The sequence below is a fragment of the Acinetobacter sp. 148 genome (assembly GCF_031196675.1).
GTDB classification, from domain to species: domain Bacteria; phylum Pseudomonadota; class Gammaproteobacteria; order Pseudomonadales; family Moraxellaceae; genus Acinetobacter; species Acinetobacter baumannii.
Genome location: NZ_JAVIMT010000017.1, coordinates 95275 through 119014, shown reverse-complemented (window position 1 = coordinate 119014; position 23740 = coordinate 95275). Strand labels below are relative to the sequence as shown.

26 protein-coding genes and 1 riboswitch are annotated in these 23740 nt (G+C 38.2%); of the genes, 13 read left to right on the top strand and 13 right to left on the bottom strand.

From position 1 onward, the window contains the following. The first annotated feature begins 71 nt into the window (after positions 1 to 71). The 7 genes from RFX69_RS03195 (at position 72) to RFX69_RS03165 (ending at position 7232) form a co-directional block, all read left to right on the top strand. A complete protein-coding gene (locus tag RFX69_RS03195; RefSeq protein WP_289332562.1) occupies positions 72 to 2345 on the top strand; it encodes a molybdopterin-dependent oxidoreductase in 2274 nt (757 codons plus the stop codon). Between the two features lie 226 nt (positions 2346 to 2571). Further along, positions 2572 to 3612, top strand: a complete 1041-nt coding sequence (gene moaA / locus RFX69_RS03190; RefSeq protein WP_289332563.1) for a GTP 3',8-cyclase MoaA — start codon at positions 2572 to 2574, stop codon at positions 3610 to 3612. Continuing rightward, positions 3613 to 3867: a MoaD/ThiS family protein gene (locus RFX69_RS03185; protein ID WP_001187658.1), complete on the top strand. Its 255-nt coding sequence runs from the start codon at positions 3613 to 3615 to the stop codon at positions 3865 to 3867. It begins immediately after the preceding gene. A gap of 3 nt (positions 3868 to 3870) precedes the next feature. After that, positions 3871 to 4359, top strand: coding sequence for a molybdenum cofactor biosynthesis protein MoaE (locus RFX69_RS03180; RefSeq protein ID WP_000657206.1), 489 nt, complete (start codon positions 3871 to 3873; stop codon positions 4357 to 4359). Positions 4360 to 4382: 23 nt separating this feature from the next. Continuing rightward, positions 4383 to 5306, top strand: coding sequence for a bifunctional molybdenum cofactor biosynthesis protein MoaC/MoaB (gene moaCB / locus RFX69_RS03175; RefSeq protein ID WP_000799981.1), 924 nt, complete (start codon positions 4383 to 4385; stop codon positions 5304 to 5306). Then, complete coding sequence (locus RFX69_RS03170; protein WP_289332564.1) at positions 5306 to 6541, top strand: molybdopterin molybdotransferase MoeA; 1236 nt, start codon at positions 5306 to 5308, stop codon at positions 6539 to 6541. The genes moaCB and RFX69_RS03170 overlap by 1 nt, the downstream gene beginning before the upstream one ends. 208 nt (positions 6542 to 6749) lie before the next feature. Continuing rightward, on the top strand, positions 6750 to 7232 hold the full coding sequence (locus RFX69_RS03165) for a helix-turn-helix domain-containing protein (RefSeq protein WP_000870671.1): 483 nt from the start codon (positions 6750 to 6752) through the stop codon (positions 7230 to 7232). On the opposite strand, the gene RFX69_RS03160 is transcribed toward RFX69_RS03165, so the two are convergent. Beyond that, on the bottom strand, positions 7229 to 8632 hold the full coding sequence (locus RFX69_RS03160; RefSeq protein WP_119047974.1) for a PLP-dependent aminotransferase family protein: 1404 nt from the start codon (positions 8630 to 8632) through the stop codon (positions 7229 to 7231). The genes RFX69_RS03165 and RFX69_RS03160 overlap by 4 nt on opposite strands. Before the next feature lie 122 nt (positions 8633 to 8754). Here RFX69_RS03160 and RFX69_RS03155 point away from each other — a divergent pair, with 122 nt between their 5' ends. Then, positions 8755 to 9618 (top strand): DMT family transporter, encoded by an 864-nt coding sequence (locus RFX69_RS03155; protein ID WP_001168995.1) that lies wholly within the window; start codon positions 8755 to 8757, stop codon positions 9616 to 9618. A gap of 4 nt (positions 9619 to 9622) precedes the next feature. Here RFX69_RS03155 and RFX69_RS03150 read toward each other — a convergent pair whose 3' ends face one another. From RFX69_RS03150 to tusD, 4 genes are read right to left on the bottom strand one after another with little or no spacing between them, the layout of a single operon-like run. After that, on the bottom strand, positions 9623 to 9934 hold the full coding sequence (locus RFX69_RS03150; protein WP_271055704.1) for a TusE/DsrC/DsvC family sulfur relay protein: 312 nt from the start codon (positions 9932 to 9934) through the stop codon (positions 9623 to 9625). A gap of 19 nt (positions 9935 to 9953) precedes the next feature. After that, positions 9954 to 10238 (bottom strand): hypothetical protein, encoded by a 285-nt coding sequence (locus RFX69_RS03145; RefSeq protein ID WP_000194628.1) that lies wholly within the window; start codon positions 10236 to 10238, stop codon positions 9954 to 9956. Between the two features lie 17 nt (positions 10239 to 10255). Beyond that, positions 10256 to 10606 carry a hypothetical protein gene (locus tag RFX69_RS03140; RefSeq protein ID WP_000859779.1) on the bottom strand — a complete coding sequence of 117 codons (351 nt, stop codon included), beginning with the start codon at positions 10604 to 10606 and terminating at the stop codon, positions 10256 to 10258. 44 nt (positions 10607 to 10650) lie between these two features. Beyond that, on the bottom strand, positions 10651 to 11019 hold the full coding sequence (gene tusD / locus RFX69_RS03135; RefSeq protein ID WP_000105719.1) for a sulfurtransferase complex subunit TusD: 369 nt from the start codon (positions 11017 to 11019) through the stop codon (positions 10651 to 10653). Positions 11020 to 11084: 65 nt separating this feature from the next. On the opposite strand from tusD, the gene RFX69_RS03130 reads away from it, so the two are divergent. Further along, the gene (locus tag RFX69_RS03130; protein ID WP_000604789.1) at positions 11085 to 12092 is read left to right on the top strand and encodes a UDP-glucose 4-epimerase; all 1008 of its coding nucleotides are present in this window, start codon (positions 11085 to 11087) and stop codon (positions 12090 to 12092) included. A 114-nt stretch (positions 12093 to 12206) separates the two neighbouring features. Further along, on the top strand, positions 12207 to 13601 hold the full coding sequence (gene fumC / locus RFX69_RS03125; RefSeq protein ID WP_289332565.1) for a class II fumarate hydratase: 1395 nt from the start codon (positions 12207 to 12209) through the stop codon (positions 13599 to 13601). 133 nt (positions 13602 to 13734) lie between these two features. Here the strand turns inward: fumC and RFX69_RS03120 are convergent, their stop codons facing one another. Then, complete coding sequence (locus tag RFX69_RS03120) at positions 13735 to 14031, bottom strand: hypothetical protein (protein WP_000701848.1); 297 nt, start codon at positions 14029 to 14031, stop codon at positions 13735 to 13737. Between the two features lie 181 nt (positions 14032 to 14212). After that, on the bottom strand, positions 14213 to 14674 hold the full coding sequence (locus tag RFX69_RS03115; protein WP_001081041.1) for a hypothetical protein: 462 nt from the start codon (positions 14672 to 14674) through the stop codon (positions 14213 to 14215). Between the two features lie 312 nt (positions 14675 to 14986). Between RFX69_RS03115 and RFX69_RS03110 the strand changes: the two genes are divergently transcribed. Beyond that, positions 14987 to 15478: a hypothetical protein gene (locus RFX69_RS03110; protein WP_000949167.1), complete on the top strand. Its 492-nt coding sequence runs from the start codon at positions 14987 to 14989 to the stop codon at positions 15476 to 15478. A gap of 145 nt (positions 15479 to 15623) precedes the next feature. Then, a riboswitch (glycine riboswitch) is annotated at positions 15624 to 15711 on the top strand. A 177-nt stretch (positions 15712 to 15888) separates the two neighbouring features. After that, a complete protein-coding gene (locus tag RFX69_RS03105; protein ID WP_375143705.1) occupies positions 15889 to 17133 on the top strand; it encodes a D-amino acid dehydrogenase in 1245 nt (414 codons plus the stop codon). Positions 17134 to 17177: 44 nt separating this feature from the next. Here the strand turns inward: RFX69_RS03105 and RFX69_RS03100 are convergent, their stop codons facing one another. Beyond that, entirely contained in the window at positions 17178 to 17822 is a 645-nt protein-coding gene (locus tag RFX69_RS03100; RefSeq protein ID WP_001139838.1) for a hypothetical protein, read from the bottom strand. A gap of 103 nt (positions 17823 to 17925) precedes the next feature. On the opposite strand from RFX69_RS03100, the gene ispF reads away from it, so the two are divergent. Then, positions 17926 to 18408: a 2-C-methyl-D-erythritol 2,4-cyclodiphosphate synthase gene (ispF, locus tag RFX69_RS03095; RefSeq protein ID WP_000226512.1), complete on the top strand. Its 483-nt coding sequence runs from the start codon at positions 17926 to 17928 to the stop codon at positions 18406 to 18408. On the opposite strand, the gene RFX69_RS03090 is transcribed toward ispF, so the two are convergent. From RFX69_RS03090 to glnL, 5 genes are all read right to left on the bottom strand, one after another. Further along, positions 18405 to 18929, bottom strand: a complete 525-nt coding sequence (locus RFX69_RS03090; RefSeq protein WP_000209136.1) for a protein tyrosine phosphatase family protein — start codon at positions 18927 to 18929, stop codon at positions 18405 to 18407. The two genes, ispF and RFX69_RS03090, sit on opposite strands and share 4 nt — an antisense overlap. Positions 18930 to 19122: 193 nt before the next feature. Continuing rightward, positions 19123 to 20043 carry an ornithine carbamoyltransferase gene (gene argF / locus RFX69_RS03085; RefSeq protein WP_001207985.1) on the bottom strand — a complete coding sequence of 307 codons (921 nt, stop codon included), beginning with the start codon at positions 20041 to 20043 and terminating at the stop codon, positions 19123 to 19125. A gap of 112 nt (positions 20044 to 20155) precedes the next feature. Continuing rightward, positions 20156 to 20809, bottom strand: coding sequence for a multidrug efflux transcriptional repressor AdeN (gene adeN / locus RFX69_RS03080; RefSeq protein WP_000543879.1), 654 nt, complete (start codon positions 20807 to 20809; stop codon positions 20156 to 20158). Between the two features lie 275 nt (positions 20810 to 21084). Further along, a complete protein-coding gene (gene glnG / locus RFX69_RS03075) occupies positions 21085 to 22578 on the bottom strand; it encodes a nitrogen regulation protein NR(I) (RefSeq protein WP_000089273.1) in 1494 nt (497 codons plus the stop codon). After that, complete coding sequence (gene glnL, locus RFX69_RS03070) at positions 22565 to 23674, bottom strand: nitrogen regulation protein NR(II) (protein WP_032059358.1); 1110 nt, start codon at positions 23672 to 23674, stop codon at positions 22565 to 22567. Before glnL ends, glnG begins: the two co-directional genes overlap by 14 nt. Positions 23675 to 23740: the final 66 nt, after the last annotated feature.

Sequence of the window (23740 nt, the reverse complement as noted above, 5' to 3'; positions counted from 1 at the left end):
AATTTAAGTTCTATTTTGGAACTTGTTATTTTCGTTCTAGCCAGATGTATAAAAATAAACGGAGCCAGAAAATGATGGACGCAGCTCAGCAAAGTAAAACAGATGTGACCGCATGTATCTTATGTTCGAGAAACTGCGGTTTGAGCGTAGAAATTAAAGATAACCAATTTGTCAAAATTAAAGGTAATCCTGAGCATCCATTTTCTCAAGGTTACATTTGCCAAAAAGCCGCAAGATTACAGCATTACCAGAAACATGCAGACCGTTTGACCGCACCTTTAAAACGCCAACCAGATGGTTCATTTAAAGAAATTAGTTGGGATGTAGCGATACAAGAAATTGCCGATCAATTGGTTCAGATTAGAGATAAATTTGGTGGTACTGCTTTTGCTTCGGTTGGGGGCGGTGGACAGGGTAACCACCTCGGTGCGGCTTATGGCCGACAACTTTTATTGGCTATGAAAAGTTATTATGCATATAACTCACTTGCCCAAGAAAAAACAGGTGATTTCTGGCTCAATGGACGTTTATTCGGTAGTCAGGCCTGCCATACTACAGAAGATGTTGAATACGCAGATTACGTACTTTTTATTGGAACGAACCCGTTTCAGGCACATGGTATTCCCAACGCACGAGACACGCTAAAACATATTAAGAAAGATCCGAACCGAACCATGGTGGTGTTCGACCCGCGTGTTACTGAAACGGCAAAACAAGCAGACATTCACGTGCAGCTAAAACCGGGAACAGATGCTTTTTTAATGTCGGCCATGATTGCGATCATTATTAAAGAAAAGCTTTATGATGCAGCGTTTATTGAGCAGCATACACATGGTTTTGAAGAAGTAAAAGCTGCATTTAACCATGTCCCGATTGAAGACTATATTGCTAAAGCTGATGTACCTGTCGATTTGATTTATCAAGTTGTTCGAGATTTTTCAAAGGCAAAAAGCGGCTGTATACGTATCGATTTAGGTATTCAACATACTTTGAATACAACATTAAATGGTTATTTAGAAAAGCTTTTATACTTACTGACAGGGAACTTTGGAAAACAGGGTACCAATAATTTGCATACCATGTTTATTCCAATTTTGACCGATACGGATGAAAGAAAACCAAAATATCGACGTAGCGTTTATCATAAAATGTTCCCGATTTCCGGGTTTTTCCCACCTAATATTTTACCCGATGAAATCCTAAAAGCAGGGGAAAAGCGAATTCGTGCTGTGTTTGTAGATAGTTGTAATCCATTATTAACTTACCCTGATACACCTGCCTTTGAGGAAGCCTTTAAAGCCTTAGATTTGCTGGTGGTAGTTGATGTTGCGATGACAGAAACCGCGAGACTCGCCGACTATATTTTGCCTGCTCATACTCAGTTTGAAAAATGGGAATTTACTGGTTTTAACTTGGAATTTCCTAAGAATGGTTTTCACCTGCGTCATCCCGTATTGGCTGCTCAAGCAAACACTTTACCGGAAGCCGAAATTTATACTCGATTACTGGAAGCTATGAATGCTATTCCGAAGAATTTTCCAATTCTAGAAAAAATAGCTGCGGTCGACTCGAAAAAAACAGCCTATTTACCGTACTTGTCGGCGCTAGGACTTACCTTGGCACGCCATAAAAAATATATCCCTTTTGCTGCCTCTATCATTTATCGAACTCTTGGCAAACGACTTGGCAATTCAGCAGATTCAGTTGCTTTTTTATTGCCGCTATCTATTCAATATGCTGTATTACATACCAAAGCAGTACGCCGTGCAGGTTATAAAGGTAATCCGTTAACACAAGGTGTCAAACTATTTGAGCAGATATTAAAGCAACGTTCAGGTATGGTGTTATCGCAACATGAATATGACGAAGTCTGGAAACTGGTAGCTTATAAAGATAAGAAAATACGTCTTGCAATTCCCGAGATGTTAAGTGAACTCGCAAGCTTGAAAAGCCATAACGTTAACGTTGAAGAGTTTCCTTTCATCCTTTTGTCAGGTGAACGCCGTAGTTACAATGCCAACCAAATTTACCGTGACCCTGCTTGGCGAAAAGTAGATGCAGAAGGTGCACTGCGTATTCATCCTGAAGATGCAAGACACTTAAATGTAGATGCAAGAGGGCAGCTTAAATGTATCTCAGCGCATGGAGAAATTCAGGTAGTTATTGAGTTGGATGATGGGATGAGAAGAGGTGTTGTATCACTTCCACATGGCTATGGTATGCGATTTCAAAATGGGGAACCGATTGGGCCACAATTAAACTTACTTATTTCTGCTGAACATTGTGATCCATTGTCGAAAACGCCATACCATAAATATGTACCCATCCGTTTAGAAAAGTGTTAGAAATAGAATCAAGTAAAACATAGATTTTACCGTGCTAACTCGAGATTTATTTTTAAATTATTCTTGAGACGGTGCGGTGAAAAACCTATAAAAAGTTAAATATTATGGAAGATAAGTAGAGCTGGAACAAATTTTGCATAAAAAGCAAAGCACTATTTAGGCGCAATTTTTTGTATTTGATTGTTCATAATCGGTGCTCGCAATATTTGAACTGTTCTCGATATGAGTGCAAATGATGAAACAATATCACTCTGAAACTGCGCCAAGCCTTCTGCAAGATCAATATGGGCGTATCAAGCGTAAGTTACGAATTTCTGTAACTGATCGCTGTAATTTTAAGTGTGTATATTGCATGCCTGAGCATCCAGAATGGTTAAATAAACAAGATTTGCTTAGTTTTGAAGCGCTCTTTCAATTTTGTCATTTTATGGTGCAGCAAGGTATCGAAAGTATTCGCATTACGGGTGGTGAACCATTAATGCGTCAAGGTATTGTTCATTTCATTCGAGATCTACAGTCTTTAAAAAGTTTAGGTTTAAAACGTATATCGATGACTACCAATGGTCATTACCTTGCTAAACATGCCAAGCAGCTAAAAGACGCTGGATTAGATGATTTAAACATTAGTTTAGATAGTTTAGATCCTGTTCAGTTTAAAAAGTTGACCAAGAAAAAATTGGAGCCTGTTTTAGAGGGGATACAAGCTGCAAAAGAAGTAGGATTACCTTTTAAAATTAACTGCGTGTTAATGAAAGATAGAAATGATGATCAAATCTTACCTATGGTGAAATGGTCAATTGCTCATCATATTCCTTTGCGTTTTATCGAGTTTATGCCGCTTGATGGTGATGCTCTTTGGTCAAATAAAGATGTGGTAAGTGAGGCTGAAATTTTACAGGTATTGCAACCGTATTATTCGGTACAAGTCATTGAGCAGCAACATGAGCCAGCGCGTCAATATCTAATTAATGGTAGCTACCATTTAGGAATTATTTCAACAATTACGCATTCATTTTGCCACCAATGTGACCGTATACGGCTTACCGCAAAAGGCGAACTATATAACTGTTTATTTGCGTCGCAAGGCTTAAATATTAAGCCTCAGCTTCAAACGCTGCTAAGCAAACAACATACTCCAGAATATGGTGTGTATATCCAAAATTTAAAGAATTTGGTTCATCCTTATATCTGGCATAAAGCCAAAGGTTTCCATGCCTTACAACATCAACAAACCCGTAAAATCAGCATGCATATGCTTGGGGGATAAATGCAACAATCTATCCAAATTAAAGTCGAAGCATTTGGTGCAATTGAAAAATTGCTTCCTGAAAATCTTTTGTTAGTTTGTCCTAGCCATAGTCTAGTTAAAGATGTATTGGATGAAATTGTTTTATTGCATCCGGAATCTACAAAAGCCATGGAAAAATGTGCATGTGCGATTGGTGATAATGTCATAACCAGACAAACTGTCTTAAGTGAGCCATGCACTTTGGTTTTATTATCACCCGTTGCCGGAGGATGAGTCATGAAAGAGTTCGCAAGAATACAAGAGCAGGCTTTAAGCTTGGATACTTTTGATCCGATTCAGTCTTTTCCTGAATGTGGCGGTATCGATATTTTTATGGGTACGGTTCGTAATCACCACGAAGGTAAAGCGGTAAAGGCGCTGAAATATACATCGTATAAACCGCTTGCAGAAAAAATGATACGTGAAATTGAACTAGAAATTGAGAAAAAGTATCAGGTATCTTATGTGCGAGTGGTTCATCGGATTGGATATTTAGATGTGGGCGAAACAGCAATCATTGCAATTGCTTATGCAGCCCATCGCCGTGAAGCTTTTCAGGCATGTGAGGAAGCGGTCGAACGGGTAAAGCATGAAGTACCTGTCTTTAAAGAAGAGTTTTTTACAGATGGCACAAGTCATTATGTAGAGGGCTGTTGTATTCGTAAGGATGCACCGCACGAGCACAAACATCACCATCATCATGCCGGCCATGAGCACTCACACTGAAATATGTAATACTAGGATAAATAATGAAAAACGTAGGAATGAAGCCGGAAAGTTATCGTGTTGCCGAAGCACAAGCGATTTTATATGCACCACCGCACTGTATTGAACTATTAAGACAAGGAAACACGGAAAAAGGTGATGCATTAAAAACAGCACGTGTTGCAGGAATTTTGGCAGCAAAACGAACTGATGAGCTGATTCCACTATGTCATCCGCTACCGATTTATCGGGCAGATGTAGAATATGAATTGGAACATGACTTTGTAAAAATTATTGCTGTCGTTGAGACCATTGGACCAACTGGTGTAGAAATGGAAGCTTTAACGGCGGCAAGCCTTGCAGGTTTAACTATTTACGATATGTTAAAGCCTCATTGTGAACCAGAAGAACTCTGGATGGATCAATGTAAACTACTTAAGAAAAAAGGCGGAAAATCCCATTTTAAACGGGTATTGCGTCAACCTGTTTCGGCTGCTGTTATTGTCTTGTCAGACACCGTAGCAGCGGGTAGAAAGCCGGATACTGCCGGAAAATCTGTGGTTGAAACTTTAACTGAAGCTGGATTTGATCCGATCCATTATCAAATTTTGCCTGATGAAGCAGATGATCTCAAAGAGTTGGTCCTAGAACTCACCAAATCGTATGCTTGTATTATGACGGTGGGTGGAACAGGAATTGGTAAGCGTGATATTACGGTTGATACGCTAGAGCCTCTTTTAGAACGTAAATTAGATGGCTTAATGGAAGCTGCTCGCTCATTTGGACAAAAACGCACGCCATACGCTGCTATGTCACGCGGAGTAGCCGGGTTTATTGACCGTTCGTTAGTAGTGACGTTACCGGGAAGCCGTGGTGGAGCAAGCGAATCAATGGCCGCTATTTTACCCGCATTAGTCCATATTTTTGATGTTTGCCGTGATTTACCACATCCAGGAGGCTATGAATAATGTCCGGTTGTGGTGCTGAGCGTGGATTAATCAGTATAGATGAAGCGCTAGATTTAGTTATTAATAAGCCTAAAAACTTAAGCTCTATTCAAAAGACTCTAATAAATAGCCTAAGTAGTTATCTTGCCAAAGATATTTACTCTGAAATTAATTTACCAAGTTTTTCTCAAAGTGCGGTAGACGGTTATGCACTTTGTAGCCATGCAGAAGATTTAAATAATCAAAAGTTTCAAGTCACAGGTGAGATTCGTGCCGGAAGCGAGAGTCATGACATACTTGGTGAAGGTCAGGCGATTCGTATATTTACGGGCGGCAAAATTCCTGAAGGGACAACGCATGTAGCACGGCAAGAAATCGTATCGGTTATTTCGGCTCAAGAAATTTGTTTAACGGAGCATATACGCCCTCAAGCTGATATCCGTTTTACTGGTGAAGAAATCCAGCAAGGGCAGTTACTTGCTCAAGTAGGACAGTTTCTAAATATTGGAAGCTTAGCTGCTTTAAGTATGGCAGGTGTACAAGAACTTACTGTTTATCGTAGACCAAAAGTTGCAGTTTTAGTCACAGGTGATGAAGTTGCTCAAACGGCAAAAGATTTAATCGATGGAAAAGTCTTTGATGCAAATGGTCCATTACTAAAAGCTTGGTTTGAAGATTATGGTTTAGATGTTGAACTCATTCATGTGGCAGATGAAGCAGATCAGGTCACCCATTACTTTAACCAACTAAAAGACAGCTATGATGTTGTTATAACGACTGGCGGAGTTTCGGTAGGAGACTACGACTTTGTTCGGCCCTGTGCTTTCGAAGTTGGATTTGAACAAATCTTTTGGAAAGTTAAACAAAAACCGGGTAAACCTTTATTCTTTGCCGAATACCATAATTCACAAGCTATCCATTCTTGCTATTTGCTAGGTTTGCCGGGCAATCCGGCTGCGGTATATGTCGCAATGCAAGTTTACGGTAAATCTTTGCTTGATGCATTGCAGGGCAATAGACATGGACCAGAATGGTTTACTGCAATTTTAGAGCATGATTTAAAAGAAGATGCACGTGAGCGTTTTTTACGAATGTATGCTTACTTTGATGCAGGGCAACTTAAAGTAAAAAGTTTGGCCAAGCAGCAGTCCCATATGCTGAGTAACCTTATGCAAGCCAATAGTTTAGTCCGTATTCCTGCGAATACAAAACTAGCATCAGGAACTGTGCTAAAGGGACTCTTTATTTCAAATTAACTTATAAATAAGCTGTATATAATTAATCCATACTGATGGATTAATTATATTTTATAACTATTTTTAGTGACTGTTATTTTAAAAAATAACCTTTATAAATATACTAAAAACTTATTTCTAAGCTGAATATTGCATATAACATATTAAGTGGTTTAGGGTATAAATAATAAGGCAAGTAGGCCAGTTTTATATTGAGGAAAGCATAAAGATGAAATGGGATGACATCGGTGATCAGCCTTGTTCTGTTGCCCGTATGCTATCAGTGATTGGTGATCGATGGACGATGCTAATATTACGTAATGCTTTTATGGGAATTCGTCGTTTTGATGACTTTCAAAAATCATTAGGTGTCACTCGTCATGTCCTTTCCGATCGCTTAAAACGGTTGGTTGAATACGAAATTTTAGTGAAAGCGCCTTATTTTGACCGTCAGGAACGCTTTGAATATCGTCTCACGGATAAAGGCTTTGAGCTTTATCCAATTATCTTATCTATGGCGAACTGGGCAGATAAATGGATGGACCAAGGTTTAGGTAAACCTTTGGAATATCGTCACAAAGCATGTGGACATAAGTTTGAACCTGTTATGGTGTGTTCAGTATGTCGTGAACCATTACATGCAAAACAAGTTCAGGTTTCGGCTGGGCCGGGCTATTTTGCTTATATGGAACAAAAGCAAAAACAGGCTTAAACTTGGTTCTCTAATGACTCTTGTAGAAGTGCTTCTGCAAGGGTCTTATAAATGTAATCATGATTTGATTGTGTAATATTAAAACGGATAAATTGACCTGCCGATTGTGCTTGGCTAAAGGCATTACCCGGGGCGAGTATCACTTGCCGACTCAGGCAAAATTGGGCAATCTTCGCTGCATCTACACCTTCCGGTAGACGACACCACACAAAAATTCCAGCCTTGGGCTCAATCCACGGTTCTATCCCAATCGATTTAAGCTTCGCGATTGTTTCTTGCATGGCTTGAGCTAAACGAACTTTTAATAAATCTAGATGCTTACGATATGAACCATCGGTTAAAGCTGTGTGTAAAATCTTGGCTGAGAGTCCATTGTGAGAAAAACTGGTGGCTATTTTTAAATCGGTAATTTGATCAATCCATTCTGGTTTCGCAACAATATAGCCGCAGCGAATAGAAGCAGAGAGCGTTTTAGAAAAACTTCCAATAAAAATCACGCGTGAAAGGTTGTCTAGGGCTGCAAGTCGTGGAGCGGGAGTATATTCAAAATCTGAGAAGATATCGTCTTCAATCACAATTAAATTAGACTGATCAATCAACTTTAATAATTGATGAGCTGTCGAGAGTGAGAGTGTTGCACCAGTTGGGTTGTGTATTCCGGAATTTGTAATATAAAGCCGAGGGTTATAGCTCTCGATAGCTTCTTTAAATGCCTCTAAGTCCGGGCCATTTGGAGTGTAGGGAATACCAACAACTTTAACTTGATGAACTTTAAGTAGAGCATGAAAGTTAAAGTAGCAAGGGTCATCAATTAGAACTACATCATCTGGTTTAAGTAAAAAACGACAAACCAGATCAATAGCTTGAGTGCCTGAATCGGTTAGAAGAACTTGATTAAGGTTTGCCTCTATACCTTTACTTTGTGCCCGTCTAGCCAGTAGATCTCTTAATGCGGGCAGCCCCAACGGTGAAGAATAACCCAATAAACTATCGTCTTCGCTACGTGTGGCTGACCTTAATGCTTTGCGGATACTTTCAAGTGGCATCCAATCATTTGGTAACCAACCACAACCGGGTTTAAACGCATTAGGTTCTGCTTCTAAAGACTGACGTGAAATCCATAACGGATCTATAGAGCGATCTAATTTGGGTCCTAATTCACTTAAGGCTAAAGGTGCAAGGGGTGCTACTACATAAAAGCCGGAACCACTACGTGATTCAATTTTACCTAGGGCAATTAATCGCTCATAAGCTTCGACAATAGTAGAAACAGAAAAACCTAAATCTTTGGCTAGTTTACGTACAGAGGGAAGTCGGGTTCCTGGAGTTAAAGAGCGATTCTTAATTTGTTGTTCAATCTGTGAAATAACAAGCTCAATTTTTGTTTTGGTCTGGTTCACACTAATTATCTCTAACTGTACTGTTTGCTTATACATAACAGTTTTTTTAAATTGTACTGCTTTGTATCTGGTTTTGACACCATATCACAGCTTAAATTCTTCGTATAGTTGCGGAGAATAATATGCAAAAGTTTATGAACGGTTGGGTGAATGGTTTTATTGGGGTAGCAATTTTTGCTGGTTCATTACCGGCTACCCGTGTTGCGGTAACAGGTTTTGAGCCTGGTTTTCTAACAGCAGCAAGAGCTGTCATTGCAGGAGTTTTGGGTTTAATTCTTATCTTTTTGCTTAAGGAAAAAAAGCCTGCTAAACAAGATTGGTGGCCACTCGCTATTGTGGCTTTAGGCGTTGTAGTTGGTTTTCCCTTATTTACTGCGCTTGCTCTACAGTATATGAACGCAGCCCACTCGATTGTCTTTGTTAGCCTTCTGCCATTAGCTACTGCCATATTTGCAGTAGTGAGAGGTGGAGAAAAGCCAAATTTATTTTTTTGGATATTTGCAATTTTAGGCAGTTTGGTTGTTTTTACCTATATGTTTTTCTTATCGGGTGAAGCTTCTTTTGGCATCGGCGATTTATACATGCTTATTGCAATTATTCTATGTGGATTTGGTTATGCAGAAGGCGGAGTACTTTCGAAAAAAATAGGTGGATGGCAGGTGATTTGTTGGGCGCTTATTTTAGCTTTGCCGATTATGCTGCTTGCTACTCTTTTTTATATGCCCGTTTCCTTTCAAGATGTATCTACATCAGCGGTAGCAGGGTTGGTTTACGTATCTTTATTTAGTATGCTCATCGGGTTCTTTTTTTGGTACAAAGGACTTGCACAAGGCGGTATTGCTGCAATTAGCCAGCTACAGCTTTTACAGCCTTTAATGGGACTTGCGATTGCCGCACTTTTATTACATGAACACGTAAGTTGGTCGATGTTAATGGTAACGGCAGTAACAATTTTATGTGTCGCTGCCGCTAAAAAATTCGCATAAAAATTTATAAACAATTTGCCGGTTTAGGAATACCTGCCAAGCGACTGAGATGGCGAGCAACTAAACCGGTATTAAATTTTTGCTGTAAAACAGCATTATTAATATCTAGACTGACGGTTTTCATTAAAAACTTAATCAAAGGACGTGTTGCAGGAGAATGCCCAAATTGCTGATAAAATTGGCGAACCGCAGCTAAAACTTCAAAATGCCAATCTGTTAATTCAAGATCGAGAGATTTGGCGAGTTCCTGTGCTACTTCGGGATTCCAAATCGTATAGTCGACTAAATGACCATCTTGATCTAATTCTAAATTCATAAAAATGAGCCTAACTATATTATTTCAAAGAAATGCATCGATTAAATTGTAAAACCAGATCCGCAAACTGGTCATAGTTCAATACCTTAACGTGAGCCAAGGTTTCTGCATCAATTAAATCTTTTTCATGAGACAAACAAGAAACTGAGCCAAACTGCTGACAAATATTTACCGAAAGTTGAGCAGTTGAGTCACCCATAAAAACAATTTGATCATCTTTATGAAATAGCTTTGCAAGTTCTTCAATAATGCGAGGAGTATGGTGATAAGAAGCTTGCACAAGATAAAGAGTTGATTGCGTCATTAAAGTTACACCTTTATCTACCAATATAAGACATGATCGAAAGACTGGATGAGTTCAGTATCTAACTGAACAAATTCTAGTTCCTGCTCGCTGTTTTGAACAAATGGATGCTGTTTGTTTTTGGCTTCAACAAGGATTGGACTTAAGTCATAAAACTCAAAGCTATCCACCATGTTTGAAGCAATTTTAAAAGCATGCTGCAATTGGTCGAAGTTACGTTCATTTTGTAAAAGACTAAGAGCCGCATCTTTTAATAATACTTTGACTGGTGAGCCAAAGGTTGCTAAAACCATAGTAGCGGCGAGGCTTTCATTGACTTGTAGGCTGGTTAGATTGGCTTGGGTCAAAATAACGAGTACAGTTTTCACACAATATACCTTTTAAAAGCAACAATCTAAGTTAACAAAGTAACTTAAAATTGAAGAAGACGAGAGGCTGACTGTACTGCATCAGCAAGTTCACCTAGACCAACCAACTCAAAGTTGTTCGCTAGGTTGTGATGACTAAGTTGATGGCGGCTCGCATTTTCTGCATCGGTAATCCCGCGTGCAAGAGCAGCGCTAACGCAAACAGGAAGTCTGATCGAGAGCTTTTGCCATTCATGCGTTAAATTACGCTGGTCGTCAGGAACCCACTGAAAATCATTCGCAACTTGAACGCCATCTTGGTAAAAGAATACACGAAAGTCTTCATTTTTACTTTTGAGTGCCTGAGCTAGGCCCAGCGCATGCCAAGCATGGATCGAAGTAGGAGCAGAGGTTATTAGTAGTAATGTACTCATTGAGAATTCACTATGGTCATACGTCTAAATGGGCGTAGATACATTAAGAGAAAGGTAAGTATACAATGATTTTAGTGACAGGTGGTTTAGGCTTTATCGGTTCACATATTGCATTGAGTCTCATGGCTCAAGGCCAAGAAGTGGTTCTTGTCGATAATTTGGCTAACTCGACCTTGCAAACGCTTGAGCGGTTAGAATACATCTCTGGTATGTACGTTCCGTTTGTTAAACTTGATGTACGTAACACGCCTGCATTGAACAAAGTATTTGAACAGTACTCAATTGATGCAGTCATTCATACGGCTGGTTTTAAATCTATTGAAGAGTCTAATTTAAAACCGCTTGAATATTATAATGATAATGTCAGTTGTATCATGAGCCTATTGCGTGCAATGCAACGTACAGGCGTCCGTCATTTTATTCATTTATCTAGTTTGGCAGTCTATGGAAAATCTGGTTCACAGTTAAGCGAAACAGATGATTTCAACTATGCTTATCCTAACCCTTATATTAAGTCGCAACAGATGATTGAAGAAATCATCCGTGATACTTACAAAATTGATCATGAATGGAAAATTGCAATTTTACGTCTATCAAATATTGTAGGTGCTTTTGAGCATGGCGTATTAGGTGAGTATGTAGCACAGCTCCCTAAAAATATTGTACCGCTTGCCATGCAAGTTGCAGCGATGCAACGTGATTTAATTGAGTTACAGGATCAGTCTTCTACCGAGGACCATACCGTAGAACGTAGCTTTTTACATGTATTAGATGTATGTGAGGCAGTAAGCTCAACTTTACATTGGTTACGTGATCAAAGCCATTGCTGTGAAGCTTTTAATATTGCTCATGAGCAAGTGCATTCGATTCGTCAATTATTAGATGAAATTTCACAGGTTACCCAAGCCGAAATTCCGACACAATCTGCGATTTATAAGCATGAAGAGTTAGCGCAGATTGGTGCAAATATAGGAAAAGCAAAAACTTTATTACAATGGGTACCGAAGCGAACTTTAAAACAAATGATTGAAGATGAATGGAGATTTTATCAAAATACATTAAATGGAAGATAAGATAATGATTCTTATTTACAATAATGGAATGCTTGAGTACGATACTAAAATTAACTAGCCAAAGCATAAATTGCTTCAGCCCGTGAGTTCTTTAACCAGATAACCGAGGTTTCTATGCAAACACGAATTGAACATGACACAATGGGTGAGATTGAAGTTCCGAATGAAGCGCTGTGGGGTGCACAAACCCAACGTAGCTTACAGAACTTTAAAATCGGGCAGGAGCGTTTACCCCGTGCCATGATTCGAGCGATGGGCTTGGTAAAAAAAGCAGCGGCAATAACCAATGCAGAGTTAGGCCAGTTACCACAAGATTTGAGCCAATATATTGTGGGGGCAGCCGAGGAAGTGATTGCAGGGAAATGGGACTCTCAGTTTCCACTCGTGGTTTGGCAAACAGGTTCAGGTACGCAAAGTAACATGAACTGTAATGAGGTGATGGCAAATATTGCAAATCAAAAGCTAGGCCAAGCGCTTGGAGCACAAAAGCCGGTACATCCGAACGATCATGTTAACCGCGCACAATCTACTAATGACTCATTCCCAACGGCTATTCATGTTGCGGCAAGTTTGCAAATTAATGAATTACTGATTCCAGCCGTAGAACAGCTTAAAGCGACTTTGCAAAAAAAGTCGGACGAATTTCAAGATATTGTTAAAATTGGCCGTACCCATTTACAAGACGCGACGCCACTGACACTTGGTCAAGAGTTTAGCGGTTATGTTTCTCAGCTCGAGCATGGTTTAGTACGTTTACAGCAAGCTTTAAGTGGTCTGTATGAGTTACCATTAGGTGGCACAGCGGTAGGAACTGGGTTAAATGCTCATCCTGACTATGCTGTTAAGGCAGCAGCTCAGCTTGCAGCTTTAACGGGTTTGCCATTTGTTACGGCTCCTAATAAATTTGAAGCACTTGCAGGACGTGATGCTGCTGTTTTTGCATCAGGCGCATTAAAAACTCTAGCGGTAAGCTTGAACAAGATTGCCAATGATATTCGTTGGTTAGCAAGTGGCCCACGTTGTGGCTTCGGCGAAATCCGTATTCCTGAAAATGAACCTGGTTCAAGTATTATGCCAGGTAAAGTGAACCCGACTCAAAGTGAAGCCATGACCATGGTTGTTGCCCAAGTGCTTGGCAACGATACCACTATTAATGTCGCTGGTGCTTCGGGTAATTTCGAGCTCAATGTATTTATGCCAGTAATTGCTTATAACTTACTGCAATCTATTCAGTTGCTTGGTGATGCATGTAATAGTTTTAATGATCACTGTGCAGTAGGGATCGAGCCAAATCGTGAGAAAATTGATCATTTCTTGCATAATTCTCTTATGTTAGTTACGGCATTAAATCCGGTTATTGGTTATGAAAACTCTGCAAAAGTGGCGAAAACTGCTTATAAAGAGAATAAAACTTTAAAACAAGTTGCTGTAGAGCTAGGACTTGTTACAGCAGAGCAATTTGATGAAGTGGTTAAACCTGAAAAAATGGTTTCGCCAAATAGTAAATAAGCGATTTAACAATAGCCATCAGCAGTATATTTTGTAGCGATTTTACAAACTCTTAACTACTGATGGCTATTATGCTTAAGATGTTAAAGTTAGGGCCATTCATTTACCCTAAGTTATTTATTAAAAATAAGAGCTATACCAATAGATCTTCTATATATTCCCAGCCATTAGCTTTCATCTCTTCAAACTTTCTTTTTAATTCTTCTTTTGTATATTCATGTGAGTCTTTAGCTAAAAGAATATGATAAGAATTAGATGCTGGATCTATAGTGACCTCATTAATTTCTACTGGCTGAATTACACCATTTTCGGTCAAACCAAGATCAGTAAAGCACATTCCTTTTAGCGGAATAACACTGCATTCATACTCTTTAGAAATAAAATAATTATTTGAATAAGTTGAATAGGTACGTGAAGCGCGAATCTTCATTGCTATCTCCTTTATTCGTAGAGAAGATTTGAGTAGTGTGGCGCGTTTTAAAAGCTAAAACTGTTTACTTTTTATTGTTTGTTTACTATGAATCTTTGTTATTTAAAATATTTTTAACAATCTATATCAAAATTAACTGTAGAAGCCTCCTTTTTAAAAGAAGGCTTCAATATAGATAAGCTTATCTTGAGATTTTGTAAACTTTATTTTTATATTCATCACGAGAAATGACACCTTTATCATATTGTTGTTTTAATGATCTATATTGTTGATAACGAACATCTCTTTGAAGGCCCATATTGTCATGATTTCTAATGTAATAGAGACTTCGTTCATGATCACTCATATTTACAGTATGGTCGGGAGAGTGAGAATAAGTGTTTTGTGGTTGCTGTTCTTGGTAGTGTTTTGCAATCTCAAAAAAATCTACGTTTTGTTTGTTTGAATCAGAGCGGAAAGGATTGTGTTGTGATTCGTTAATTTTATGATCTGAACTATTATTTACCTCAAGCATACTCTTATGGCGTTTTGACTCTTGTCCATAAAATTCATATTTGGTTGGGGAGATAGTTGTTTCAGAAAATACAAAAGGAGAAAAAGTAGCAGTACTTAAAACTAATAAAATTAATTGTAATCTATTCATTTCTTTGGAAACCCAGATGAAAGTGAGTAAATCACTGTATTATAACACTAAATTTAATATTGGACTAAAAAATAATATATCTAAAATATACATATTTTTAATTTTCAAAGTTGTATAAGGTTTATTTTGCATGTTTCTAGGTTGTAATTATTCCTTATTAAGCTTTATCAAACCAACTTGGTGTTGAATAAGCTGCCATAATTGTTAAAATGCCCACCTTATCCTGTTTTTATATTATTTTTTTAATTGCTTTTGTTCTTGCAGTTTTTAAATTAATTATGAAAAACAGTCGCTTAGTTAAGGATTTTTTGAATGCTCTCTATTTATTTAACAGATACTCAACAACATGTGCAATTTAATGATTACCCAAGTGATCAGCCTGTTAAATTTCTGTTAAATCTTAAAAAGATTTTTCCAAGTACTGGTGATTTATTATTACCTGTTTTACCTGAAGATAATGATCTGGAAAATGTAACTTGGGAATCAACCTCAAAAGACTTTGAAATCTTCAAAAAGTTATTGGCAGGTTGGGGTGTAATTGAGCTTCGTTTAAATGCCATTACTGCTTATAAAGATAAAAACTTTGCAAATGAGCTAATTAAACAAGCTCAAGCGAAACGTAAAAAAGTAGCACAAAAAAATCATCAACTTTCTCTAGTTGCATTGGATTATATTTTTATGCACGAAATTCATGCACTCATTGATGCTGAACTGTTCACAATAGGCGAGAAATTTTATTTGCCAACCTTGCGGGAGCAATGGAAAGGTACCGTTTCGGACCAAGTGCTTAATGGAAAGCTCTAATGAATATCAAAAGGTGAATTCTTATAATTCACCTTTTTTATAATCAAATCAAAAGATTGTGTGTTTTTTTGGTGGGTTGTACAAAAGTTTACAAGAAAAGAATGCGTTTTTTTAAAAGTGGCAGATACATTGCTTATATAAATACAAAATTATTGCGGGAGAGAGGTTCTTAAGAACCCGCCGAAGGAGCAACAGGCCCGGAAACTCTCAGGCAAAAGGACTGTAATAATTAAAAAATCTGGAGAGCAGCTTAAGATTTATAAGCATGGAGAATAAAAACTTATAAGTCATAAACTCACCGAAGGGGAAGATCGAAATACTAAAAGGTAGTATTTAGGTCGAAACTCTCAGGTACAAATGACAGATGGGCTGTACTGATGAAATGTTCTTGCATTTCAGAGGAGTCTGTTATGCCACATGTTATTGTGATTGGTGCAGGAATCACAGGGGTTACTTCAGCCTATGAATTATCTCAATTAGGTTACCAAGTCACAGTGATTGATCGCCATCTTTATCCAGCCATGGAAACATCATTTGCAAATGGAGGGCAATTATCTGCTTGTAATGCAGAAGTCTGGAACCAGAAAGCGACCGTTATAAAAGGTTTTAAATGGATGAGGCAAAAAGATGCTCCTTTATTATTGAATCCTTCCTTTAGCCTACATAAATATAGTTGGTTGGTTGAGTTTTTGTCTCATATTAAAAACTATGAAGCCAATACAATAGAAACCGTTCGCTTGGCATTGCTTGCGCGTAAGCGATTGTTTGACGTAGCTGAAAAAGAGCAGCTTCAATTTGATCTGGAGAAACGCGGTATTCTTCATATGTATCATACTAAGGATGATTATGACATCGCCAAGCGAGTTAATGATGTCCTAAATAAAGGGACTTTAGAACGTTACTCGGTTTCACCTGAGGAAATGAAATCAATCGAACCTTCTTTAACGGGTGAGTACTTTGGTGGCTATTACACACCAAGCGATGCAACCGGTGATATCCATAAATATTCAACCTCTTTAGCTGAAAAGACTAAACAATATGGCGTTCAGTACAAATTCGGTTTGGAAGTTACTGATATTAAGTGTCATACAGATAAAGTGGTACTGAATTGTCAGCCAAGTGCTGAGCATCCGCATCTTTCCCAAACAGACAGCTTTCAATTAGAAGGTGATGTTTTGGTGGTTTGTGGTGGTGTAGGAAGTTATCAGTTGGCTGATATGATTGGTGAACGTTTAAATGTTTATCCGGTCAAAGGTTATTCAATTACCGTCCAATTAAAAGATGAAAAAAGTATAAAAAATGCACCGTGGGTGAGTTTGTTGGATGAGAGCGCTAAAATTGTAACGTCTCGTTTAGGACCAGATCGTTTACGTGTAGCAGGTACGGCCGAGTTTAATGGTTATAATCGAGATATTCGAGCCGACCGTATTCAACCTTTGGTAAATTGGGTAAACCGTAATTTTGACATTTCAACTGAGCATGTTGTGCCTTGGGCGGGTTTAAGACCAATGATGCCTAATATGTTACCAGTTGTGAAACAGTCTAAACAGTCTCGAGTTTTCTATAATACGGGACATGGTCATCTAGGCTGGACTTTGTCAGCAGCTACAGCTGTTTTGGTGAGTCAAGACATTCAACAAAAGTATCCAGCATAAAAAAAAGCCAGTGTCTATGCACTGGCTTTTTTATTTTATATTCACTAGTCGTACAGACGATAAATTCCTGTGAAGCGCTCACAACCTTTTTGCTGGGTTTTTACGATGAGCAGTGCTTTCTGAAAGTCAAATTTATATTTACAGTTATGTTCATTATCTAAAATTTCACTTTTCTGTTCAGGAGAGCTGTAAGCCATAAGTGAAACCGTTTGGGTTTCTTTTCGGTTATTCGGATTACGGTAAGCTAAACCTTCAATTTTGATTTTATCTTTAGCAAGTTGATGTATTTGTAAATGAACGGGCTGAGATGCAATATGTCCATTTTCAAATTTAAGATAATGCTGAGTTAGGGTTTGTTTAAGTGAAGCATAAAAATTTAAATCATCACCACGTACATCAAACTGTTGTTGAATACATGAATTGGTTTTGCATTGTTGTGTTTGTCTAAGCCACAATGTTTGAGTATCTTGTAGAAGCTGCAGGGGGGCATCTGTGACCAAGTATGCAGAAAGATATTTATTGTTGAGCTGCTTTCGTGCTTCGCTAAAGGTTTTTGAACAGATTTTTAGCTCTGCTTTTGAGTTGGAGCAGTCGATAGATTCTGCAAAAACAAGCGATGAGCATAAACAACTCAATGTCACGACAAAACTTAATCTTTTCAATTGATTCATATCAGTATTCGACGGCATGATCGCTTATACTTTCAGTCTACTTTGCTAAGTGTACTATAGCGAAACACGACGGTTGAATACAAGATTTCTTAAGCTTTTATAATAGAAGGGAAGAGTTTATATGGTTGCTCAAATTCGTATTGGACAAGGAATGGATGTGCATGCCTTTGAAGAGGGTAACTTCGTAACCTTAGCTGGCGTTCAAATTCCGCATACGCATGGTTTGAAGGCACATTCTGATGGCGATGTCGTGCTACATGCATTATGTGATGCCTTACTAGGTGCTCTAGCACTTGGTGATATTGGTCAGCATTTTCCGGATACAGATCCAGAATTTAAAGGAGCGGATAGCCGTGTTCTACTTAAACATGTTTATCAATTAATATTAGACCGAGGTTATCATTTAAATAATGCTGATATTACGGTAGCTTGTGAGCGTCCTAAATTAGCCAAATACAATTTGGAAATGCGTCAAAGCATTGCAGATGTTTTAAATGTAGATTTAAATCAAATTAGTATCAAAGCGACCACAACCGAAAAACTTGGATTTACTGGTCGCCAAGAAGGAATTTTAGCAACAGCGACGGTGTTAATATCTCATTAAACTAAATCATTGGTTTGTTGCAAAGATTGTTGAAGTTCTAAGGTAGCCTTACGGCCTTGAAGCTGTAAGGTAATACTATGAATGAGTCCTGTCCATGTTTCATTTGGCTCCCAAATTTCATGAAGCAAATCCTGACAGGTTGGCATATCCATATTCATATAAAATTGTCTGTAGACATACATAAGACAACTTACGCGTTTATTTTTGGCACAATGTATCCAAACAATTTCATTCTGCACTAAATGATCAATCAAATCTAAAACTAATAAGCATTGGTCAGAAGAGGGTGTTTCCCAGTCAATTGGAATATGAATATAATTTAAACCATATTCAAGACAGACCTGATCTTCATTTTTAATACTATCTGGTGAATTCGATAAAGCTAAATTTATAACAGTGCTACAACCATACTCTTTAATGAGCTTAAGTTGTTCGATAGAAGGTTGCGCTGAACTAAATAAATGTTCATGAATGATCGAAAATGCAGTGATTTCAGATAATGATTGTTCAAGGGTTGTCATAATCGCACTCTACACGAGTAGGCTTGGCTTATTGTGTAGAATGTTATACACGATTATGTGTGACAGTTGAAATATAGGCTGTTTATATATTGGGCAACATCATAAAAATTTTTAAAATAATAAATGAGGGTAATAGGGATCTTATAAAAATAAAAAAACAGCACCTTAACGATGCTGTTTTTTGAATTAGAAATTAAGCTTTTTTCAAATTTTCGTTGAGTAAAAATTCCATTAAAGCTTTTTGTGCATGCAGACGGTTTTCTGCTTCGTCCCATACTACGGCATTTTTATGGTCGAGCATGGTTTCAGAAATTTCTTCACCACGATGAGCAGGTAAGCAATGCATAAATAAACAGTCCGGATGTGCAAGTCCCATTAATTTCTCGTTAACCTGAAAATTAGCAAAGGCTTTTTCACGAAGTTTCTGTTCTTCTTCTTGTCCCATGCTTGCCCATACATCTGTAACGATAAGATCAGCATTTACAGCCGCATCTTCCGCATTATCAAAAAGTTCCACACAATGCCCAAACTCTGCTAAAAACTCAGGTTTAGGTTCATAACCTTTTGGTGATGCAATCTTGAGTTTGAAACCCATCATGTGTGCAGCTTCAATGTATGAATTACACATATTATTGCCATCACCAATCCAAGCTACGGTTTTGCCTTCAATACTGCCGCGATGTTCAATATAAGTTTGTAAATCTGCAAGTAACTGACAAGGATGGTGATCGTCAGTTAAGCCATTGATAACAGGAACTTTTGAATAAGATGCAAAACGTTCAACGATATCGTGACCAAAAGTACGAATCATTACGATATCAAGCATGCTTGAAATAACACGTGCTGAATCTTCAATCGGTTCACCACGGCCTAATTGCGTATCACGTGGTGATAAGAAAATGGCACTACCACCAAATTGATTAATACCGGCTTCAAAAGAAATACGAGTGCGTGTGCTCGATTTTTCAAAAATCATTCCCAATACTTTACCAACAAAAGGTTGATATACCTTATTGCTTTGCTGCATTTTCTTAAGTTCGCTTGCGCGTTCCAAAATGCGATTAAGTTCTAGAGTGGATAGATCACGTAAAGTCAGGAAATGTCTTAGAGCCATGTAGCTACTCCATAATAATTGTTTTGAATTACAACAATTATCTGTTGTTGGCTGGGTGGAAGTGGAAAAAAAGAAGTCTACTATACTATAAGCATTTCAAAATGCAAAAGAATTAGACTTTATGATGGCCCTTTAAGAAAATATCAACACAATAGTTAATATAATCAATGACTTCTGTTTCATTAGGTGGGAGAGGCATTCCCATAATCATTCGCCATTCAATATCACGTAAAATTCCAAAATACATAAGAGAGGAATGATCAGGAGATGTACAGGTAATTTCACCTGATTGATGAGATATGAGTAAGGCTTGAGCAATTGTATTTTGGACATCCAGAGCACATTTTTCATATAAGTATTGGCTCAAAGTTGCATTACATTGAGTTTGTTCAATAACCAAACGTAAAAAGGCAATGTGTTCAGGTTGAATAATGTGCTTATAAAAACGGATGAGAGTTTGGATTAAATAATCTTTTAAAGAAGTTTGCTCTGGTTGAAATGCAATACAGATATCTTTAAAAAACATTTCACGGCGATAATCGCAGATTGCAGTAAATAAGCCATCTTTATTACCAAAGTATTTATAAATAGAGGTTTTTGAACCACCAGCATGATTAACGATGTCGTCAAGAGAGACAGCATCATATCCTTTTTCCAAAAACAGCTCGGTTGCGCTTAGCAATAGAGCTAAACGACGTTCTATACCGCGGCGTGTTTGGGGTTTTTCACATACGAGATGATGTGACTCAAGGACTGGATCATGCATAAAATTTAATAACGACGGCTAACACTGCTTATCTAGTATAGCAAATCTATCTTTAACGATGGTCATTGGTATGTTTTTAGGTCATCTGGTAAACAATAAGTAGAGCATAGTTTTAGGGAAAATATAGAAAATATAATGATTTATGTAGAAATTTAGAATTTTTTGATCATGTAACTGTATGTTCACATTTTAGTTTGGCAGTTAATTCCGTTTTAAATAGTCATAAAGAAAAGCGGCTAAATTAAATTAGCCGCTTTTTGATTTTTGCTTCGGTTTTAAGCTTCTGATAAAGTTGCTTTATGTTCGTCCTCATCATCGTCATCAGCAGAGTCCATGCCCAGCTCTTTTAACTTTCTGGTTAGGGTGTTACGACCCCAACCTAACAGCTCGGCTGCATGGCGTTTGCGCCCACGAGTTTGCTGTAGTGCTGCATTAATTAAGGTGCGCTCAAACATTGGAGTAGCAATGTCTAATATCTTCATTTCACCATTTTTAAGTTTTTGAATTGCCCATTGGCTTAGTAGCTCATCCCAATGGTGCAAAGAAATACGTTCAAAAGATGGTGCTGGTTGACTAGTCTCACTACTTTTTTGGAGTGGAACCTGTTTAAGCTCAGAAGGTAAATCTTCTGGATAAACCTCACGACCAGTAATCATGACGGTTAACCAACGGCAGGTATTTTCAAGCTGACGAACATTACCAGGCCATGGTAATTGTTGCATATAGTCCGTTGTTTCAGTGCGTAAAATCTTTGGACTTACGCCTAGCTCTTTACCCGCGCGAGCCAAGAAATGTTGAGCCAGCATCGGGATGTCTTCACTGCGATGCGCAAGCTTCGGAATATGAATTCGAATAACATTTAGACGGTGGTATAAGTCTTCACGGAAACGACCTTCATTCACCAGTTTTTCTAAGTCTTGATGGGTTGCCGCGACAATTCTGACATCTACTTTAACGGGTATATGTCCACCAACTCGGTAAAACTCACCATCTGCGAGCACACGTAACAATCGAGTTTGTGTTTCAAAGGGCATGTCACCAATTTCATCAAGGAATAGTGTTCCGCCATTTGCTTGTTCAAAGCGGCCTTGATGTTGGGTGTTTGCACCCGTGAAAGCACCTTTTTCATGACCAAATAATTCCGTTTCGATTAAATCTTTAGGAATTGCTGCCATGTTTAAAGCAATAAAAGGCTTAGCGCGTCGTGGAGAATGTTTATGTAAAGCATGCGCAACCAGTTCTTTACCTGTGCCTGATTCACCATTAATTAAAACGGTAATATGCGACTGAGATAAACGACCAATCGCTCGGAAAACCTCTTGCATAGCAGGAGATTCGCCAATAATTTCTGTTGATTGTAGTGGTGAAGCTGTTTTTGTCGCCTCTTGCTGCTGCAACTTATTGATATGCAAAATTGCTCGATTGACTAAAGCTAAAGCTTCATCAATATCGAATGGTTTTGGTAAATACTCAAATGCACCAGTCTGATAGCTTGATACAGCAGACTCTAAGTCCGAATGCGCTGTCATAATGATAACAGGCAAGTCGGGGTGAGAGTTTTTCACTTTAGATAAGAAAGTTAACCCATCAATACCTGGCATACGAATGTCAGTTAAGATGACATCGGGCGCATCATGATGTAAACGTTCAAGTGCTGTTTGAGCTTCTTCAAAATTGGTGACGTCAAATCCTTCTTCTTTAAAGGTCTTTTCAAGTACCCATCGCATGGCGCGATCGTCATCAATAACCCATATTTTATTTCGCGACACGGTCTGACTCCCAAGGTAAATATAAGCTAAACATTGTTTTTCCAGGAACTGATTGGCATTCAATCATTCCGTTATGTTGATGCATGATGTTCTGTGCAATACTCAGGCCAAGCCCTGTGCCTTTTGCTCGTCCTGTAACCAAAGGATAGAACACAGACTCTAAAATGCTTTCGGGAATACCCGGTCCATTGTCTTCAATATCGACTCGTACAGCAGAGCGGTTGAGTACTCCATTAATGGTGACTAGACGTTGAATACGGGTACGTAAAATTAATTCAGGCTCTTGATCTATAAAAAATGATTTATTTTCTGTAATAGCTTGAATGGCATTAACGCTAATATTGAGCATGACTTGAATGAGTTGGTCGCGATCGGCTTTTACATCGGGTAAAGACAAATCATAATCACGCGTAATTTTGATTTTTTTCTTGGTCTGATTTGCGATTAAAGAGCGTACCCGTTCTAGAGGTTCATGCACATTTACATTTTCATAACTTGGCAGTTGTCTTGAGCCCAACATGGTGTCGGCCAAATTGGTGAGACGATCTACCTCGTTAATAATGATATCCGTAAATTCAGCATAGCTCTCGTCATTTAAACTACGAGCAAGTAACTGAGTTGCCCCCCGAATACCAGCCAGAGGGTTTTTAATTTCGTGAGCAACGCCTCGAACCAGTTGTCTAGCCACTTGATGTTGTTGAATTAAGTTTTCTTCCTTAGAAATTTTCAACATACGATCAATAGGATTTAACTCAATAAGTAAGAGCGGGTGGTAGCTTTTACCTGCATTTAATTGCGAGACCGTATAATCCACATGTAAATCTTTAAAATTGACATTAATGATGGCTTCACGACGTGTATAAGGTTGTCCCGTTTTTAACGTGTTCAATAGGGCTTCATGCGTATTAAAGGTATCATCAGGTGCATGAAGTAAATTTAAAACCGGTTGTCCAGAAGCGCGAAGCAAACTAATGTCAAAAAGTGCTTCACAAGCGGAATTCAAATAAAAAATATTAAAGTTACTATCGATTAATAAAATCGCAGTGGTTAAATTGTCTACCAATAGGCGATAGTCGATAGGTGTGTGTTGATCCATTAGCGAATCGTTCCTGTCTTAAAATGGCGCAATGGCATCTTCATTGGTTATCGGTTTTCACCGTTA